A 15,766-nucleotide genomic window follows, 5' to 3' on the forward strand; every position below is an offset into this window, starting at 1 on the left:
ACAACAGTGTTGATTTAATGGCGGCATGACCGAAGCCGACCTCCTCGCCCAGCTCCGCGCCCAGGAAGAACGCCTCCAGTTCACGAAGTTCGACAACGAGACCGCCCTCGCACTCGGCCAGCAGCTGCTGGCCGCCGCGCGCGACCGCGGCCTGCCGGTGACGATCTCCGTCCGCCGGAACGGCCAGCGCCTCTTCCACGCCGCGCTGCCCGGGACGTCGGCCGACAACGACGCGTGGATCGAGCGCAAGAGCCGCGTGACCGACCGCTACGGTCACAGCTCCTTCATGGTCGGCACGCACTTCCGCGCGAAGGGCCGGACGTTCGAGGAACACTCCCGCCTCGACCCCGCCGAGTACGCGGCGCACGGCGGCGTGTTCCCGGTGCTGGTGCGCGACGTCGGGCCGGTGGGCACGGTCGGCGTGTCCGGGCTGCCGGAGGCCGACGACCACGCCTTCGTCGTCGAACAGCTGGAGCTGTTCCTCGCCGACACCGGAAAATGAGCTGGCGTCCCCTGCTACCTTCGGAGACATGAAGCGTGCCGGACTGACGACGACGCCGGAGAGTGTCCCGGCGCGCTGAACGACGTTTCCAGCCCGGGGCGGTTGCCCCGGGCTTCGTCTTGTGGTCACCGCCTCGCCGTCTTTCGAGGAGTCCACAATGCACGACCACCGCAAGCTCGGCCGCGAGCTGGGCCTGTTCGGCAGCGACCCGCTGATCGGCGCCGGCCTGCCCTACTGGCTGCCCGACGGCGCGATCGTCCGGCACAGCCTGGAGGAGTACGTCCGCCGCCTCGAACGGCGTGCGGGGTACCGGCACGTCCATTCGCCGGTGCTCGGCAAACGCGAGCTGTACGAGATTTCCGGGCACTGGTCGCACTACCGCGACGACATGTTCCCGCCCATGGACGTCGGCGGCGACCAGCTCGTGCTGCGGCCGAGCCTGTGCCCGCACCACGCGCTGATCTACCGCGCACGCGGCCGCAGTCACCGCGAACTGCCGTTGCGCATCGCCGAAATCGGCGGGATGTACCGGGCCGAGCTGTCCGGCGTGCTCGGCGGGTTGAGCCGGGTACGCGCAATCCAGCTCAACGACGCGCACGTCTTCTGCACCATCGACCAGGTCGAAGCCGAGGCGTCCGCCGCGCTCGCCCTGATCCGGCGCGCCTACGACGCCATGGGCATCAGCGTCGCGCGCTACCGGCTTTCCCTGCCCGGCCCTGGCGGGAAGTACGTGGCAGGCAACTGGGACCGTTCGGTGGAGATCCTGCGGTCGGTCCTCGACGGCCTGCCGTACGACGCCGTCGAGGGCGAAGCGGCGTTCTACGGCCCCAAGATCGACGTCCAGATCGCCGACGGCGCGGGCCGCGAATCGACCCTTTCCACCGTCCAGGTCGACTTCCACCAGCCGGAGCAGTTCGGCCTGGAGTACGTCGGCGCGGACGCGGCCCGGCACCGGCCGGTCATCGTGCACCGCAGCATCATCGGCAGCATCGAGCGCGCGGTCGCCCAGCTGATCGAGGTCCACGGCGGCGCGTTCCCCGCCTGGCTGGCGCCCGTCCAGGTCCGGCTGCTGCCGGTGTCCGGGGCGGAACTGCCGTACGCGCGCGAAATCCTGGACCGGTGCGGGGACGTGCGCGCGGAGATCGCCGCGGAAGGCAGCCTCGGCGCGCGGATCCGGGACGGCCGGCTGGTGCCGTACCAGGTCGTGCTCGGCCCCGGCGAAGCCGCCGCGGGCGAGCTTTCGGTGCGGCTGCGCGACGGACGCCGTCTCGACGCCGCGCCCGCGGCCGACGTCCTGGCGCGGATCGCCGCGGAAGTCAGGATGCCGTAGCCGCGGTCAGCCAGTCGAAGGCCGGCGTCAGGCTTTCCGGCGCCGCCCAGCCGTTGATCACCGCCAGCAGGTCCAGGTAGCGCTCACGGCGGGGATCGTTGACCGCGACGAGCCATTTCCGCAGCTCGCCGGGGTCGCGGCCGAGAGTGTCGACGATCGCCGCAGCCTCCGGCGAGCGGGGTGGGACACCGGCTTCGAGCGCCGGTGTGACGGCGTCGCGCACCTGCGCGGCCAGGTCGCGCCGCAGGCCGGGTTCGATGCTGTCCACGAGCTCGCGCAGGATCGCGCGGAACTCCGCGTCCTGCATCAGCCCGGCCAGCTCGATCCAGGCGTCGAGCTGGGCGGGACTGGGATCTTCGGGTAGCTCCGGGGTCAGCGTGCGCACGAGGCCGGGACGGTCGCCCAGCGCTTCGGCGAGGAAGTCGCCGACCAGGCGCTGTCGCTCCACTTCGGACAGCCGGGTCAGTTCGTGCACGTGTCTCGTCTCCTCCGGGGTCGAATCGTGTCGTGCCAAGGCTTTCCAGACCGCGAGCCGCAGCCGGAGCACGCGGATCTCCACGGCGAGGGCCTCGGCGTGCCTCGCCGCGACGTCGGCGACGGTCGCTTCGCCGTCGACGATCCGGCGGATCGTGGCGAGGTCGAGGCCCAGCTCGCGCAGGGTGCGTACCAGGCCGAGCCGGGCGAGCGCGGCGTCGTCGTACCGGCGCTGACCTGCGGTGTTGCGTCCGGACGGCGGCACGAGACCGCGGTCGGAGTAGAACCGGACGGCCTTGACCGTCAGTCCCGTGCGCCGGGCCAGCTCACCGATCGAATACCGCATGCCGCCAGCGTGGCACCTCCCCTCGGGGGAGCCGCAAGCTCCGTTTCACCCCATCGTGTCGATCACGCGTTCGACAATCCGCGGTAAAGTCGATCACATGAGCGAACGAGCACCACCGGCCCTCAGGTCTCCTCCCGGATGCGGGTGACCAGCTGGGTCGGGTTCACGAACCGCAACGCGACAACGAGGAGCACGAGCATGGATCCCGTGTAGATGGCGGCCATCGCGTCGACCGACTGGTTCGCGCGGATGCCCGCGGCGAACACGGAGTTGTACAGCGCCACCACGAGCGTCGTCGAGTCCGGGCCCGCCGTCAGGAACGTCAGCTCGAACATGCCCACCGTGCGGACCAGCACCAGGATCGACGCGGCCAGGATGCCCGGCAGCAGCAGCGGGCCGAGGATGCGAGTGAACACCGAGGCGGTCCGTGCGCCGGACATGCGGGCCGCGGCCTCGATCTTCGGGTCGATCTGCTCGATGAACGGTGTCATCGTCAGCACCACGAACGGCACCGAGGGCACCAGATTGGCCAGGATGACGCCGGTGATCGTGCCGGCGAGGTGGACCTTGTAGAGCACGGTGGCCAGCGGGATGCCATAGGTGATGGGAGGGATCAGGATCGGCAGCACGAACAGCAGCAGCACCAGGCGCTTGCCGGGAAACGACCGGCGGGCCAGCGCGTAGGCGGCCGGGACGCCGACCGCCACCGACACGGCGATCACCACCAGGGCGACGATCGCCGTCGTGAGGAGGACGTCGGAGAGGCCGAACTCGCGCCAGGCGTCGGCGTACCAATGGGTGGTGAAGCCGTCCGGCAGCCAGGTACCGAACCACTGGGTGCCGAACGAGTCGACGACCACCGAGAGCACGACGCCCGCGAGGTTGACGAAGAAGAACGCGACCACGGACCAGACGACCCAACGTCCGGGACGCGCGACCCAACCGGTCATCCCTTGCCTCCGGTCGCTCCGCGGTACAGCGTGCCACGCCACGCCATGACCAGGCCGATCACGATCAGCATGACCACCGCCATGAGCATCGCGACGGCCGAGCCCATCGAGTAGTCGTACTCCTCGAACGCGGCGTGATAGGCGGCGATCGAGATGACGCGGGTCTCGTTCGCCGGGTCGCCGACAAGCTGTGCGGAGGGGAACACCGAGAACGCCATGACGAACGAGAGACAGAAGGTGATCGCCAGGCCGGGAGCCAGCAGCGGCAGCGTGATCCGCCGGAAGCGCTGGACGCCGTTGGCACCAAGCGTCGCGGCCGCCTTCTCCAAGGAGGAGTCGATGCCCGAGAGATAGGACAAGGTCAGCAGAAACGAGAACGGGAAGCCGGTGATCACCAGCGACAGCAGCACGCCGGTGTAGTTGTGGATCAGCGGCAGCGGCTGGTCGGTGATCCCGAGGACGGTGAGCACTTTGTTCAGCCACCCCGCCGGTCCCCCATACATGATCAGCCCCTGCGCGGTGAGCACCGTGCCGAGCGTGATCGGCACGACAAGGATCGTCGTGAGAAGACGCTTGCCACGAACGCGGCCGCGCATGACATAGGCGACCGGGATGCTGGCGAGGACGTTGACGAAGGTCGCGGGCAGCGCGATGCCGAGCGTCGTCCAGATGGTGTTGCGCAGGTAGGGGTCACCGAAGAAGCGGACGTAGTTGGCGAAGACGCCACCCTTGCGCGGAGCGAAGGAAAGCTGGAGGCCATAGAGAAAGGGGTAGACGAACAGGCAGGCAATGACGAGCAGACCGGGCACGAGAAGCAGCAGGGTGCGGTCAATACCGCGTTCGGCCAGCCGGTGCCGCAGGGCGGGGCGGCCGGAGGTTACGACGGTCACGGACCAACCTCCCCATTCCCAGCGGCGACCGGGATGCAACCGGCTCGCACAGCGGTGATGGCCGCGGCACCACGGCCGATCCCCGCAACGGGGACCACCGGAACCCAGGCGGCCTGGGCCGCCTCCACCGCCGGACCGCGACCGGTCCGCATGGTGGCCACCCTCGGAACGCAGGCGGCCCGTGCCACCTCGACCACCGAACCGCGGCTGCTCCGCATGGCGGCGGCCACCCTCGGAACGTGGGCGGCCCGCCCGGCAGCGACCACCGGGTCACCGGCGGCCGGGGCAGCAGCGGCGCCCGGAACGCAGGTGGCCAGGCCGGCGTGAGCCACCGGCACACCCGCGGACCGGGCAGCGGCGGCCACCTCCGAGCGTCCGCCACGCCCCTGCACGGCCGCCAGCGCGGTCAGCGCAGCCAGGGCGGTCAGCGCGGCCGGGGCGGTCAGAGCACCCAGGGCGACCGCGCCAGCCAGGGCGGTCATGGCGCGAACACCAGAACCCGCTCAGCCGGCACCCCGAGCTGCACCGTGTCCCCGGGGGCGAGGCGTTTGTCCGTCCGGAAGTAGACCGGCACCCCGGTCGCCAGCCGGGCCGAGACCGACAGCTCGCGGCCGTGGTACTCGACTATCTCCACCTTGACGTCGAGAGCGTTCTCCGTTCCGTCGCCGACGGTGAAGTCCTCCGGGCGGATTGCCGCCCTGGCCGGGCCTTCCGTGAGCGAGCCGCGGCCGGTCAGGCGGACTCCGTTGCCCTCCACCGTCAGCGTGGAGCCGGTTGCGCCGGTGACCGTCACCTCCAGGAGGTTGCGGTAGCCCATGAACGATGCCACGTAGCTGTTCACCGGCTGGGCGTAGACCTCCTCGGGGGTGCCGATCTGCTGGACCGCGCCCTCGCGCAGGACCACCAGGCGGTCGGCCAGCGACAGGGCCTCCTCCTGGTCGTGGGTTACGTACACCGTCGTCAGGCCGAGCGTCTGGTGGAGGCGGCGGATCTCCATGCGCATCTCCAGGCGGAGCTTTGCATCCAAATTGGACAGTGGTTCGTCCATCAGGACCACCGGTGGCTCCAGCACCACCGCGCGGGCGATGGCGACGCGCTGCTGCTGGCCACCGGACAGCTGCGCCGGGAACTTCGCCGCGTGCTCCGTCAGCTGCACCAGGCGCAGGGCCTCGTCGACGCGGCTGCGCGCCGACGCGCGGCCGACCTTGCGCATCTTGAGGCCGAAACCGACGTTTGCTCTGACGGACATGTGCGGGAACAACGCGTAGTTCTGGAACACCATCCCGAACCCGCGCTGCTCCGGGGGCCGGCCGTCGATGCGGGTGTCGTCCAGCCAGATGCTGCCTCCGGTCAGGGGCAGCAGCCCGGCCAGGCAGTTGAGCGCCGTCGACTTGCCGCAGCCGGACGGGCCCAGCAGGGCCACGAACTCGCCGCGGGTGATGGCGAGGTCGAGGTTGCGCAGGGCGTTCGCCGTGCCGAAGCTGCGCGAGACCGCCTCCAGCCGCAGCTGCTCGAACGTCACTTCTTGCCGACCTTCGAGCCGCCGACCAGCTGGTTCCACTTGTCGAACGCCTTGACCTGCTGCTCCGCCGGCAGGGACGTCTCCTTGGGGTACTGCGCGATCCACTGCTCGTACTCCGGGCGCCCGAACTGCCGGACCGTGTCCTGGCTCTTCTGCGGCGCCATCTGCAGGGTGACGTCCTTGACCGCCGGGCCCGGATAGAAATAACCGTCGTCGTAGGCGATGGCCTGCTGGTCCGGCTTGAGCATCCACGCCACCAGCTGGAGGATCGCCGACTCCTGGTCGGGCGACAGGCCCTTGGGCATCAGGGCGTACTGGGCGTCGGTGACCCAGTGCATCGGCTGCATGATCGCGGTCCTGACCGTGTTGGGCACCGTGCCGAGCTTGCGCGGGTTGAGGTCCCAGCCGGTCATCGACGTGACCATGTCGACCGAACCGGACGCCAGGTTCTTCATCGTCTCGGTCGTGCCGGACGGGTAGTACTTCACGTACTTGCCCAGTTCCTGCAGGAACGCCCAGGTCTTGTCCCACCCCTTGTCCGGATCCTTCGGGTCCTTGTCGCCGAGCAGGTACGGCAGGCCCATCAGGAACGTCCGGCCGGGACCGGAGTTCGACGGCTGCGCGTACTGGAACCGGTCCGGGTGTGCCTTCGCCCAGTCGAGCAGCTCCTGCGGCGACGCCGGTGCCGACGGCACCGCGGTGGGGTTGTACTCCAGCAGCGGCCCGGCCGGGGAGTACACCAGCTCGATGCCGTGGCCGTTCGCCAGCTCCTGCATCTTGGCCGCGGGTTCCTGGTAGTTCTGCATCAGGTTCGGGAACCGGTCGGCGAAGTCCGGGAGGATCCTGGCCAGGGTGCCGTTGGCGATGCCGGCGGACAGGCCGTCCGTGCCGCTGAGGACGAGGTGGGTCTGGGCGACGCCGCCGTCCTGCTCGGCCTTGAGCTTGCCCGCCATGCTCGGCGCGGGCGCCGTCGAATAGGTGACCTTGGCCAGCACGTCCGGGTGGGCGGCACGGAAGTTCTCGATCATCTGCTTGGTGAGCTGCAGGTTGCCCGCGACGTCGAGGATGTTCAGCTCGACCGGCTTGCCGGGCTTGGCGGGCACGGCCTGGGGATCCGCCGCCTGGCCGCCGTCGCCGCCGGGCGCGCCGCAGGCCGTCAGACCGGCGGCGACGCTCGCCGCCAGCAACACTCGTCGGAATCGGAAGCCGGTGCAACGCTAAATGGCTGCTCCCTAGGTCCGTGATAATGTTGTATGTCGCATCGTATATCAGATCGGACATGCCAGTGGCGAGCTCTTCTTCGGCCAGGAGGCCGCCGCCGCCGGTTTCGCGGACGGACTTCGTGCGGGACGCCGTCAAGGAAGCGATCTTGAGCGGCGAGTTCGGGCCGGGCGAAACGCTCGTCGAAGCCGAGGTGGGCGCGCTGCTCGGGGTGTCGAAGACGCCGGTGCGCGAGGCACTGCGGAGCCTGGCCGGTTCCGGTTTGGTCACGATGAGCACGTACAAGGGGGCGACGGTCCGCGTCATGGACGCCGAGAGCGCGCACGCCGTGTACGACCTGCGCGCGTTGCTGGAGCCCGAAGCCGTCCGGCGCGCGGTCGAGCGAGGCGCGGACTTCGGCGAGGCGAGGCGGGTGCTGGCCGAGGTCGAGACCGGTGCGGCGGCCGCCGACCGCGCGAAGGCCAGCCTGACCAACCGGCTGTTCCACCGCGCGCTCTACGCCGGCTGCGGCAATCCGCTGCTCGTCGAGGTCCTCGACGGGCTGCGCGACCAGGCCGCACTGGTCACGGTCACCGGCTGGGGCATCAGCCCGACCTGGCAGGGCGAGGCGGCCGAGCACCGCGCGATCCTGAACGCCGCCGAGCGCGGCAACGCCCGGCAGGCCGAACACCTGCTGCGCAAGCACATCACCGATTTCCTGGACCGGGTCGCCTTCGCGCTCCCGGGCCGGCGCACCACCGAAACCGGCGATTCGAAGGGGACCCGATGACGTTCGAGGACCAGAAGCGGCGGCTGTCCGGCGTGGTGGCCATCCCGGTCACGCCGTTCGACGCCGAGGGTGCCGTCGACGAGCAGACGTACGCGAAGCTCGTCGACCGCCTGATCACCGGCGGCATCGAGGTCGTGACGCCGAACGGGAACACCGGCGAGTTCTACGCCCTCGACGCCGCCGAAGCACGCCGCTGCCTGGAAGTCACGGTCGAGGCGGTGGCCGGCCGGGCGAGCGTGCTCGCCGGGATCGGCCACGACGTCGTTTCGGCGACGCGGGCCGCGCAGCACGCGCGGGACGCCGGCGCCGACATGATCATGATCCACCAGCCGGTGCACCCGTACGTCTCCGGTGAGGGCTGGATCGACTACCACGCCGCGATTGCCGGCGCAGTACCGGAACTCGGCGTCGTGCTCTACGTCCGCAACCCGGCGATCACCGGCGAGCAGCTGCGCGCGCTGGGCGAAGCAGCGCCGAATGTCGTCGGCGTGAAGTACGCGGTGCCGGATCCGGTGCGGTTCGGTTCGGTCGCCCGCGACGCGGGCTTCGAGCGGTTCACCTGGATCGCCGGGCTGGCGGAGCTTTCGGCACCGGGCTACTTCGCCGTCGGCGCCACCGGTTTCACCTCCGGGCTGGTGAACGTCGACCCGGCGACGTCGCTCGAGATGTTCCACGCACTGTCCACAGGGGACTATCGCGCGGCGATGACGGTCTGGGAACGCATCCGGCCGTTCGAGGAACTGCGTGCGGCGAACGCGAACGCCAACAACGTCAGCGTGGTCAAGGACGCCCTCGCCCAGCTCGGCCTGTGCCGCGCCGACGTCCGCCCGCCGAGCCGCCTGCTGACGGACGGCGAGCGGAAGCAGCTGTCCGGGCTGCTGTCGTCGTGGGGGCTGGCCTAGAGCGTCGCCGCGAGGCTGAAGGCGGCGAAGACGGCCGGGACGAAGGTGGTCACTTCCGCCACCCGGCCGTCGACGACGTGCAGCACGTTGAGGCCGAAGGCGTGGAACCGGCCGTCGTGGCGGAGGTACGTCGCGACGGCGGGACGGCCGTTCGCCCGCGTCGGCACCATGCGCAGTTCCATCGGCCCGTGCAGCACCGGCGCCCAGCCGTCGAGGACCGTCGCGAGGCCGCCGTACCAGGTCGGCTCCGGACCGTCGTGGCCGCCGGCACCCGGCTGGTGGCTGCAGCGGACGTCGTCGCGAAGCACGGCTGCGAGGGCCTTGTCGTCCGCCGCCGTGATCGCGGCGATGTAGCGCGAGACGACCGCGCGTTCTTCGTTGCTCGATTCGACGCGCCATTCCGTACGCCGCGAAGGCAGCTGCTCCTTCAACTCGGCACGCGCGCGTTGAAGCGAGCCGTTCACCGAAGCCGGGGGTGTCTGCAACGCGGCCGCGGTCTCCTTCGCCGACCAGCCGACGACGTCGCGAAGGATCAGCACGGCGCGTTGCCGCGGCGAGAGGTACTGGACCGCGGCGAGGAACGCCAGCTCGACGGTCTCGCGGGCGATGGCGGCGTCGAGGAGGTCGTCCGGGCACGGCTGCAGCCAAGGAACGGCGGCCGCGGGCCGCGGCGCCAGGTGCGAGTCTGCCGCCACCGGCAGGTCCACCGAGGGGATCGTCCGCGGGGTGCGGCCGAGGAAGTCGAGGCACGCGTTGGTGGCGATCCGGTACAGCCAGGCACGGACGCTCGCGCGTCCCGCGTACTGGTCACGGCCGCGCCACGCGCGCAGGAACGTCTCCTGCACCAGGTCCTCGGCTTCGTCGAGCGACCCCAGCAGCCGGTAGCAGTGCACCCGCAGCTCCCGCCGGTGCTGCTCGGTCAGTGCGGCGAATTCGGTCTCGTCCATCGTGTCGGTAACCATGCCCGATAAGACGACGCCCACCCCGGGAATTCACCTCTGCGCAGGTCAGCCGGGGTGTGGCCGGGGTTACTCGCGCGTCAAGAACGAGTAAGCGGGCAGCCACGCAACGTCAGAACCGCATTCACAGGGGACGCGCGGAACAGCCTCCGCGGGTGTGCTGGCGGAGTCCGATCCGCCGTGATGCCCGGAGGCACCCGTGACGCTCAGCGAGCTTCTTCCCAGCCTCGGCTGTGAAGCCGCCGATCACCTCGAGCCAGGAGTCTGGCCGCGAAGCACCCGACTCGGCGAAGACGGCGAACTGCTCTTCGCCGGCGCGCGCGTCAGTCACCTCGCCGCCCGCTTCGGGACGCCGTCGTACCTCATCGACGAACAGCAGGTACGCGACACCGCACGCGAGTACCGCGAAGCACTGCCGGACGTCGAAGTCGCGTACGCGAGCAAGGCGTTGTGTACGCGCGCTGTTCTGCGTTGGGTCGCCGAAGAGGGGTTGTCGCTCGACACGTGCTCCGCGGGCGAGATCGCCGTCGCTCGCTCAGTCGGCTTCCCCGCGGAGCGCATGCTGCTGCACGGCAACGCGAAGACGCCGGAGGACCTGAAGGCCGCTCTCGGGTACGGCGTCCGGCGGATCGTGGTCGACTCGCTCGACGAGATCGCGCAGCTCGGCGCCCTGGCCCACGGCGGGCAGCAGGTGATGATCCGGGTGACGCCGGGCGTCGCAGCGGGTTCGCATGCCGCGATCAGCACCGGCACCGAGGGGCAGAAGTTCGGCTTCTCGCTGCTCGACGGCGTTCCCGACAACGTCGACGCCGCCGTCGAAGCAGTGAAGGCGCAACCCGGGTTGCGCCTTGCGGGCCTGCACTGCCACATCGGCTCGCAGGTCTCCCGCGTCGACCGCTACGAGGCGGCCGCGCGGCGGATGGCCGCGGTGCTCGCCCGGATCCGGGACGTCCACGGCGTGACGCCGGCCGAACTCGATCTCGGCGGCGGGCACGCGGTGCCGTACGTCGGCGGCGAACCCGCGTTCGACCTCGGCGGCTACTCGCGACGCCTGCGCGTGGCGCTGGCCTACGAATGCGCGGCTCACGGCTTTCCCTTGCCCCGCTTGACGATCGAGCCGGGCCGGGCGCTCGTCGGGCCGGCCGGGATCACGGTGTACCGGGTGTGTGCGGTCAAGCGCGGCAGCCGCACGTTCGTCGCCGTCGACGGCGGCATGAGCGACAACGCACGCCCGTCGCTCTACGGCGCGCGCTACACGACCCGGCTCGTCGGACGGCGTTCGACGGCGAAGCGCATGCCGATGACGGTCGTCGGGCGGCACTGCGAGTCCGGGGACGTCCTCGCCGACGGCATCGCCCTGCCCGGCGACCTCCACGCCGGCGACCTCCTGGCCGTGCCGTGCACCGGCGCGTACCACCACTCGCTGGCCTCGAACTACAACCAGGTCGGACGGCCGCCGCTGGTCGGTGTCAAGGACGGCGTCGCGACGCTGCTGGTGCGCCGGGAAACCGAGGAGGACCTCAGCCGCCGCGACCTGGGCTGACCGCCTGGAGGCCCGCGAGCAACACGCCGAGTGCGTACCGGAAGTCGTCTTCGACCGTCGACCCGGCGCGTTCCCGCAGGCCACTGGCCATCAGCGGGAAGGGGAACGAGGACGCGGCGATGATCGCCGCCTCCTCGTCCGGCGACGGCCGGGTCTGCGCCTCGACGGCCCGGCCGAGCACGAAGTGCACCACCACCCCGGCCGCCCGCGTGGCCTCGCCGAGCGGGAAACCCGCGTCGTGCAGCACCCCGGTCGTCCGCTCGGCGAACTCGCCGAGCGCCCGCGCCACCCGCAGGTCCGCGCCGAGCGCGACGCGGGCGCCGTCGCGGTGGGCGAGCAACGCCGTGTGCAGCGCGAAGCCCGCTTCTTCCAGCCATTTCGGCCACGGGCCGGAGCCGGGCAGCGCCGCGACGACCGGCGCCACGATCGCGTCCGTCATGTGGTCGAGCAGTGCGCGCTTGTTCCGGAAGTGCCAGTACAACGCGGGTGCTTTGACGCCCAGTTCGGTGGCGAGCCGCCGCACGGTCAGCTTGTCCAGGCCCTCGTCCTCCAGCAGGCGCAGCGCGACGCGCACCGCGTCGGCGACCTCCAGCGGCATGATCCTCCTTGACGCCTTAACTAGTTAAGGACATCCTAGCCCTTAACTAGTTAAGGAGAAGCATGGATGCCGACGTGATCGTCGTGGGGGCCGGTCCGGTGGGCCTGTTCCTCGCCGCGGAACTCGAGCTGGCCGGCGCCGGAGCCCTGGTGCTCGAACGCCGGGAAACCCCGTCCACCGAGACGAAAGCCCGCGGCCTGGGCGCCTTGGCCACCGAAGCGCTCCGGCGACGCGGGCTCGGCGACCGGCTCGCCGAAGCCGACGTCGCGGGCACCAAGGACCTCGCCCGCGACCACGGCAGCACCCTCGGGCACTTCGCGGGCATCCACAAGATCGTCCCGGACCCCGACCGGCCGCGAACCAACATCTGGCAGCCCGAGCTGGAACGCCTCCTCGCGGAGCACGCCTCGGGTGTCCGGGTGCTGCGCGGGCACGACGTCACCGCGCTGGAGTCCGATGTGGATGGCGTGGCCGTCACCGCGGGCGGACGCGAGTGGCGCGCGAAATACCTGGTCGGCTGCGACGGCGGCCGCAGCACCGTCCGCAAGCTCGCCGGATTCGGCTTTCCCGGCACGCCCGCGCTCCTGCGCACGATCGCCGGGTGCGTCCGGTTCGCCGGCGACGTCCCGCCGGGCGGACGCTACGCCGCCGGCACCTTCATGTCCGGCGGGAGCATGGCCGGTGTCTCGGAACCGGCAGGTCCGGAGCGCGAAGGGCCGGTGACGCCGGACGAGCTGGCCGCGAGCATCGCCCGCGTCACCGGACGGCAGGTCACCGTCGAGGAAGTCCGCGACGGGCGGCGGTTCGGCGACCAGGCGAGGCAGGCCGACACCTACCGACGCGGCCGCGTGTTCCTCGCGGGCGACGCCGCGCACGTCCATTCGCCGAGCGGCGGCCAGGGGCTCAACCTCGGCATTCCGGACGCGGCCAACCTCGGCTGGAAGCTCGGTGCCGTCATCCGCGGCGACAAGCCCGAAGGGTTCCTTGACACGTACACGCGCGAAAGGCACCCGGCGGCCGAAGCGGTGCTACGCAACACAAGAGCCCAGTCGGCGTTGCTGGCCCCGGGCCCGCACGTGGACGCGCTGCGCGAAATCGTCGCCGAGCTGATGGACCTGCCGGAGGCGAACCGGTTCTTCGCCGACCTCATGTCGGGCGTCCGCCACCGCTACGCCTTGCCTTACCCCGCCCCGGCGCCGGCCGGCGAGCACTGCCCGGACCTGGAACTCGTCGACGGCAGCGGCCGCAAGACCCGGCTGCACGAGCACACCCGCACCGGCCGCGGCCTCCTGCTGACCACCGAACACCCGGCGGATCCGCGCATCGACGTCGTCGAGGCGGCGAACACCGGGCCGCTCCTGCTCCGGCCCGACGGCGTGATCGCGTGGGCCGGGGAGGGCCCGCTGGACGTCGCGCTCGACACCTGGTTCTAGGCCGTCTCGATGCTGTCGCCGCCGCGGGGGACGGCGCCGCGCGGCAGGCGGCGGCCGGCGAAGAAGTCGCGGCAGGCCCGGTGCACCGCGAACATCAGCGGCACCCCGAGCACGATCGACACCACGCCGATCACCGCGACGCCGCCGATGCCGAACACCGTCGTCTCGCCGGCGTCCGGCTGTGCGTACTCGACCAGCGCGAACCCCAGCACGGCCAGGAAGAACACCCCACCCGTGAACGGCAGGAGCCCCCGCAGCACGAAGTTGCGCGCGCTCGCGAACAGCGTCCGGCGGAACACCCAGACGCAGGCCAGTGCCGTCATCGTGTACTCGATCGCGATGGTCAGCCCGACCGCGTCGACCGAGTCCGCGAGCACGTTGCCGCTGACCAGCGCCAGCAGCACGTACACCGCCAGCGAGACGAGCCCGAACGCCCAGGTCGCCACCGACGGCGTCCGGAACCGCGGGTGCACGCGCCCGAACACGCGCGGCAGTGCGCCGTGGCTGGCCATCGACAACGTCGTGCGCGCCGCCGGCATGATCGTCGCCTGGCTGGTGGCCGCGCCGCTGGTGAGCACCGAGACGATCAGCAGCAGGCCGAGCAGCTTGCCCGTGGTGCCGTCGCCGAACACCGCGGCACCCAGCCCGGCCAGGACGTCCTCGGAGTTCGCCTCGTTGGCCAGCCCGATCCCGTCGCTGCCGACCCCGGCGAACGCCAGCGCGGCCACCGTGACGAGCAGGTAGTTCAGCACCAGCAGCACGGTCGAGAGCACCGCGGCGCGGCCCGGCGCGCGGCGCGGGTCGGCGGACTCCTCGTTGACCGACAGCGAGCTTTCCCAGCCCCAGTAGATGAACACGGCCAGCAGGACCGCCGAGACCGCGGTCCCGGCGGACACCCCGCCCGGCCACAGCCACCCGAAGCTGGGCACCGAGGCCTGCGGCCCCGCCGTGCCGTCGAAGACGCGGACCAGCGCGACGACGGAGAAGAGCACGAGGACGGCCAGCTCGACGCCGAGCAGGATCCACTGCACCCGCGCCGACACCTCGATGCCGCGGTAACACAGCCAGCACAGCACCAACAGCCAGGCCGCGCCGATCGCCGTCGTGATCCAGCGGTTCCCGGCCGCGTCCGAGGCGCCGAACAGCAGCAGCGTGTACCGGCCGGTGAGCGCGGACTGGCTGCTCATCACCAGCAGCTGCGCGACCGTCACGACCCAGCCGGTGAACCAGCCGGCGTACGGGCCGAACGCCCGCGCGGCCCAGGTGAAGTTGGTGCCGCAGTCGGGTTCGGCGGTGTTCAGCTCGCGGAAGGCGACGGCGACGAACAGCACGGGCACGAACGACAGCAGGACGAACGCGGCCGCCTTGAAGCCGGTGCCCGCCAGCACGATGAGGCCGAGCGTGGCCGCGATCGAGTACGCCGGGGCGGTCGACGACATGCCGATCACCATCGACGACACCATGCCCAGGGCGCCGCCGCGCAGCCCCTTCGCGGGGACAGCGGGAGCGACGCCGAGCGCCACGGCCTCCGACATGCGTTGGTCCTCCTGGAGTTGCGGGAGACGACAGAGCCGCCAGACGGTACCTGCCGCGGCCCGGAAAGCGCGTGCTGCTGTGCGCGGGCGCACAAAACCGCCTCGGAAAGCCGTGCGATTTCCACCCGTCGCCACCGATTCCTCGGCTGATCGGCACGTCGACGCCGGATCACGCGAAGCTGGCGCGGGGGTCTCGCTTTCTCGGCAGGTCTCGATACGCTGCGCACTTGACAAATCACATGCCGAAACACAGGGAGGGACGGCATGGGTGACGAAACACGTGCGCGCACGCTGGACAATACGGACAGATCGCTGATCGCCCTGCTCCAGGAAGACGGCCGGGCCTCGTTCACCGCGCTGGCCAAGGCGGTCGGGCTCTCCGAAGGAGCCGTCCGCCAGCGCGTGCAGCGGCTGCTGCGCGACGACCTCATGCAGATCGTCGCGGTGACCGACCCCGCCAACGTCGACCTGACGCGGCAGGCCATGGTCGGCATCAGCGTCGACGGCGCGGATCCCCGCGACGTCGCGGACAAGCTGTCCGAGCTGCCGAACGTGCACTACGTCGTGTTGTGCGCCGGGCGGTACGACCTGCTGGCCGAACTGGTCTGCCGGGACGACGACCACATGCTCGAGGTGCTGGGCGAAGAGGTCCGGAAAATTCCGGGCGTGTCCGGGACCGAGCTGTTCGTGTACCTGAAGCTGGCCAAGCAGAACTACTCCTGGGGCCGGCTCACGGCATAGCCGTCGTGAGTGAGTAACAGTGTTAGAACACTGTTACTCACTCACGAGGCG

General features: G+C 70.8%; 15 protein-coding genes. 7 read left to right on the forward strand and 8 right to left on the reverse strand.

Going from position 1 to position 15,766, the window contains the following annotated elements:
• The first annotated feature begins 25 nt into the window (after positions 1-25).
• Positions 26-502 (forward strand): heme-degrading domain-containing protein, encoded by a 477-nt coding sequence (locus tag ABJI51_RS08880; protein ID WP_348949057.1) that lies wholly within the window; start codon positions 26-28, stop codon positions 500-502.
• A gap of 157 nt (positions 503-659) precedes the next feature.
• Positions 660-1,832: a threonine--tRNA ligase gene (thrS, locus tag ABJI51_RS08885; protein WP_348949059.1), complete on the forward strand. Its 1,173-nt coding sequence runs from the start codon at positions 660-662 to the stop codon at positions 1,830-1,832.
• On the opposite strand, the gene ABJI51_RS08890 is transcribed toward thrS, so the two are convergent.
• The 5 genes from ABJI51_RS08890 to ABJI51_RS08910 form a co-directional block, all read right to left on the reverse strand.
• A complete protein-coding gene (locus ABJI51_RS08890; RefSeq protein WP_348949060.1) occupies positions 1,819-2,652 on the reverse strand; it encodes a MerR family transcriptional regulator in 834 nt (277 codons plus the stop codon). The two genes, thrS and ABJI51_RS08890, sit on opposite strands and share 14 nt — an antisense overlap.
• A gap of 122 nt (positions 2,653-2,774) precedes the next feature.
• A complete protein-coding gene (locus ABJI51_RS08895; protein WP_348949061.1) occupies positions 2,775-3,602 on the reverse strand; it encodes an ABC transporter permease in 828 nt (275 codons plus the stop codon).
• Entirely contained in the window at positions 3,599-4,492 is an 894-nt protein-coding gene (locus ABJI51_RS08900) for an ABC transporter permease (protein ID WP_348949063.1), read from the reverse strand. The genes ABJI51_RS08895 and ABJI51_RS08900 overlap by 4 nt, the downstream gene beginning before the upstream one ends.
• Positions 4,493-4,970: 478 nt before the next feature.
• Positions 4,971-6,014 (reverse strand): ABC transporter ATP-binding protein, encoded by a 1,044-nt coding sequence (locus ABJI51_RS08905; RefSeq protein ID WP_348949065.1) that lies wholly within the window; start codon positions 6,012-6,014, stop codon positions 4,971-4,973.
• Positions 6,011-7,204 (reverse strand): extracellular solute-binding protein, encoded by a 1,194-nt coding sequence (locus ABJI51_RS08910; RefSeq protein WP_348949067.1) that lies wholly within the window; start codon positions 7,202-7,204, stop codon positions 6,011-6,013. Before ABJI51_RS08910 ends, ABJI51_RS08905 begins: the two co-directional genes overlap by 4 nt.
• A 95-nt stretch (positions 7,205-7,299) precedes the next feature.
• On the opposite strand from ABJI51_RS08910, the gene ABJI51_RS08915 reads away from it, so the two are divergent.
• Positions 7,300-8,004 carry a GntR family transcriptional regulator gene (locus ABJI51_RS08915; RefSeq protein WP_348949788.1) on the forward strand — a complete coding sequence of 235 codons (705 nt, stop codon included), beginning with the start codon at positions 7,300-7,302 and terminating at the stop codon, positions 8,002-8,004.
• Positions 8,001-8,906, forward strand: coding sequence for a dihydrodipicolinate synthase family protein (locus tag ABJI51_RS08920; protein ID WP_348949069.1), 906 nt, complete (start codon positions 8,001-8,003; stop codon positions 8,904-8,906). Before ABJI51_RS08915 ends, ABJI51_RS08920 begins: the two co-directional genes overlap by 4 nt.
• Here the strand turns inward: ABJI51_RS08920 and ABJI51_RS08925 are convergent.
• Positions 8,903-9,853 carry an RNA polymerase subunit sigma-70 gene (locus ABJI51_RS08925; RefSeq protein WP_348949071.1) on the reverse strand — a complete coding sequence of 317 codons (951 nt, stop codon included), beginning with the start codon at positions 9,851-9,853 and terminating at the stop codon, positions 8,903-8,905. The two genes, ABJI51_RS08920 and ABJI51_RS08925, sit on opposite strands and share 4 nt — an antisense overlap.
• Before the next feature lie 211 nt (positions 9,854-10,064).
• Between ABJI51_RS08925 and lysA the strand changes: the two genes are divergently transcribed.
• Positions 10,065-11,408, forward strand: a complete 1,344-nt coding sequence (gene lysA, locus ABJI51_RS08930; protein ID WP_348949072.1) for a diaminopimelate decarboxylase — start codon at positions 10,065-10,067, stop codon at positions 11,406-11,408.
• On the opposite strand, the gene ABJI51_RS08935 is transcribed toward lysA, so the two are convergent.
• Positions 11,386-12,006, reverse strand: coding sequence for a TetR/AcrR family transcriptional regulator C-terminal domain-containing protein (locus ABJI51_RS08935; protein WP_348949074.1), 621 nt, complete (start codon positions 12,004-12,006; stop codon positions 11,386-11,388). The two genes, lysA and ABJI51_RS08935, sit on opposite strands and share 23 nt — an antisense overlap.
• 62 nt (positions 12,007-12,068) lie before the next feature.
• On the opposite strand from ABJI51_RS08935, the gene ABJI51_RS08940 reads away from it, so the two are divergent.
• A complete protein-coding gene (locus ABJI51_RS08940) occupies positions 12,069-13,439 on the forward strand; it encodes an FAD-dependent oxidoreductase (RefSeq protein WP_348949075.1) in 1,371 nt (456 codons plus the stop codon).
• On the opposite strand, the gene ABJI51_RS08945 is transcribed toward ABJI51_RS08940, so the two are convergent.
• Complete coding sequence (locus tag ABJI51_RS08945) at positions 13,436-14,974, reverse strand: APC family permease (protein ID WP_348949077.1); 1,539 nt, start codon at positions 14,972-14,974, stop codon at positions 13,436-13,438. The two genes, ABJI51_RS08940 and ABJI51_RS08945, sit on opposite strands and share 4 nt — an antisense overlap.
• Positions 14,975-15,238: 264 nt before the next feature.
• On the opposite strand from ABJI51_RS08945, the gene ABJI51_RS08950 reads away from it, so the two are divergent.
• Positions 15,239-15,715 carry an Lrp/AsnC family transcriptional regulator gene (locus ABJI51_RS08950; RefSeq protein WP_348949078.1) on the forward strand — a complete coding sequence of 159 codons (477 nt, stop codon included), beginning with the start codon at positions 15,239-15,241 and terminating at the stop codon, positions 15,713-15,715.
• The last annotated feature ends 51 nt before the right edge of the window (positions 15,716-15,766 follow it).

The sequence above is a fragment of the Amycolatopsis melonis genome (assembly GCF_040064235.1).
In the GTDB taxonomy this organism is placed as follows: domain Bacteria; phylum Actinomycetota; class Actinomycetes; order Mycobacteriales; family Pseudonocardiaceae; genus Amycolatopsis; species Amycolatopsis melonis.

Coding starts and splice junctions, on each gene's coding strand:
- ABJI51_RS08920 (WP_348949069.1), top strand. CDS start 8,001: ATGACGTTCGAGGACCAGAAGCGGCGGCTGTCCGGCGTGGTGGCCATC.
- ABJI51_RS08945 (WP_348949077.1), bottom strand. CDS start 14,974: ATGTCGGAGGCCGTGGCGCTCGGCGTCGCTCCCGCTGTCCCCGCGAAG.
- ABJI51_RS08925 (WP_348949071.1), bottom strand. CDS start 9,853: ATGGACGAGACCGAATTCGCCGCACTGACCGAGCAGCACCGGCGGGAG.
- ABJI51_RS08935 (WP_348949074.1), bottom strand. CDS start 12,006: ATGCCGCTGGAGGTCGCCGACGCGGTGCGCGTCGCGCTGCGCCTGCTG.
- ABJI51_RS08950 (WP_348949078.1), top strand. CDS start 15,239: ATGGGTGACGAAACACGTGCGCGCACGCTGGACAATACGGACAGATCG.
- ABJI51_RS08880 (WP_348949057.1), top strand. CDS start 26: ATGACCGAAGCCGACCTCCTCGCCCAGCTCCGCGCCCAGGAAGAACGC.
- ABJI51_RS08895 (WP_348949061.1), bottom strand. CDS start 3,602: ATGACCGGTTGGGTCGCGCGTCCCGGACGTTGGGTCGTCTGGTCCGTG.
- ABJI51_RS08890 (WP_348949060.1), bottom strand. CDS start 2,652: ATGCGGTATTCGATCGGTGAGCTGGCCCGGCGCACGGGACTGACGGTC.
- ABJI51_RS08940 (WP_348949075.1), top strand. CDS start 12,069: ATGGATGCCGACGTGATCGTCGTGGGGGCCGGTCCGGTGGGCCTGTTC.
- thrS (WP_348949059.1), top strand. CDS start 660: ATGCACGACCACCGCAAGCTCGGCCGCGAGCTGGGCCTGTTCGGCAGC.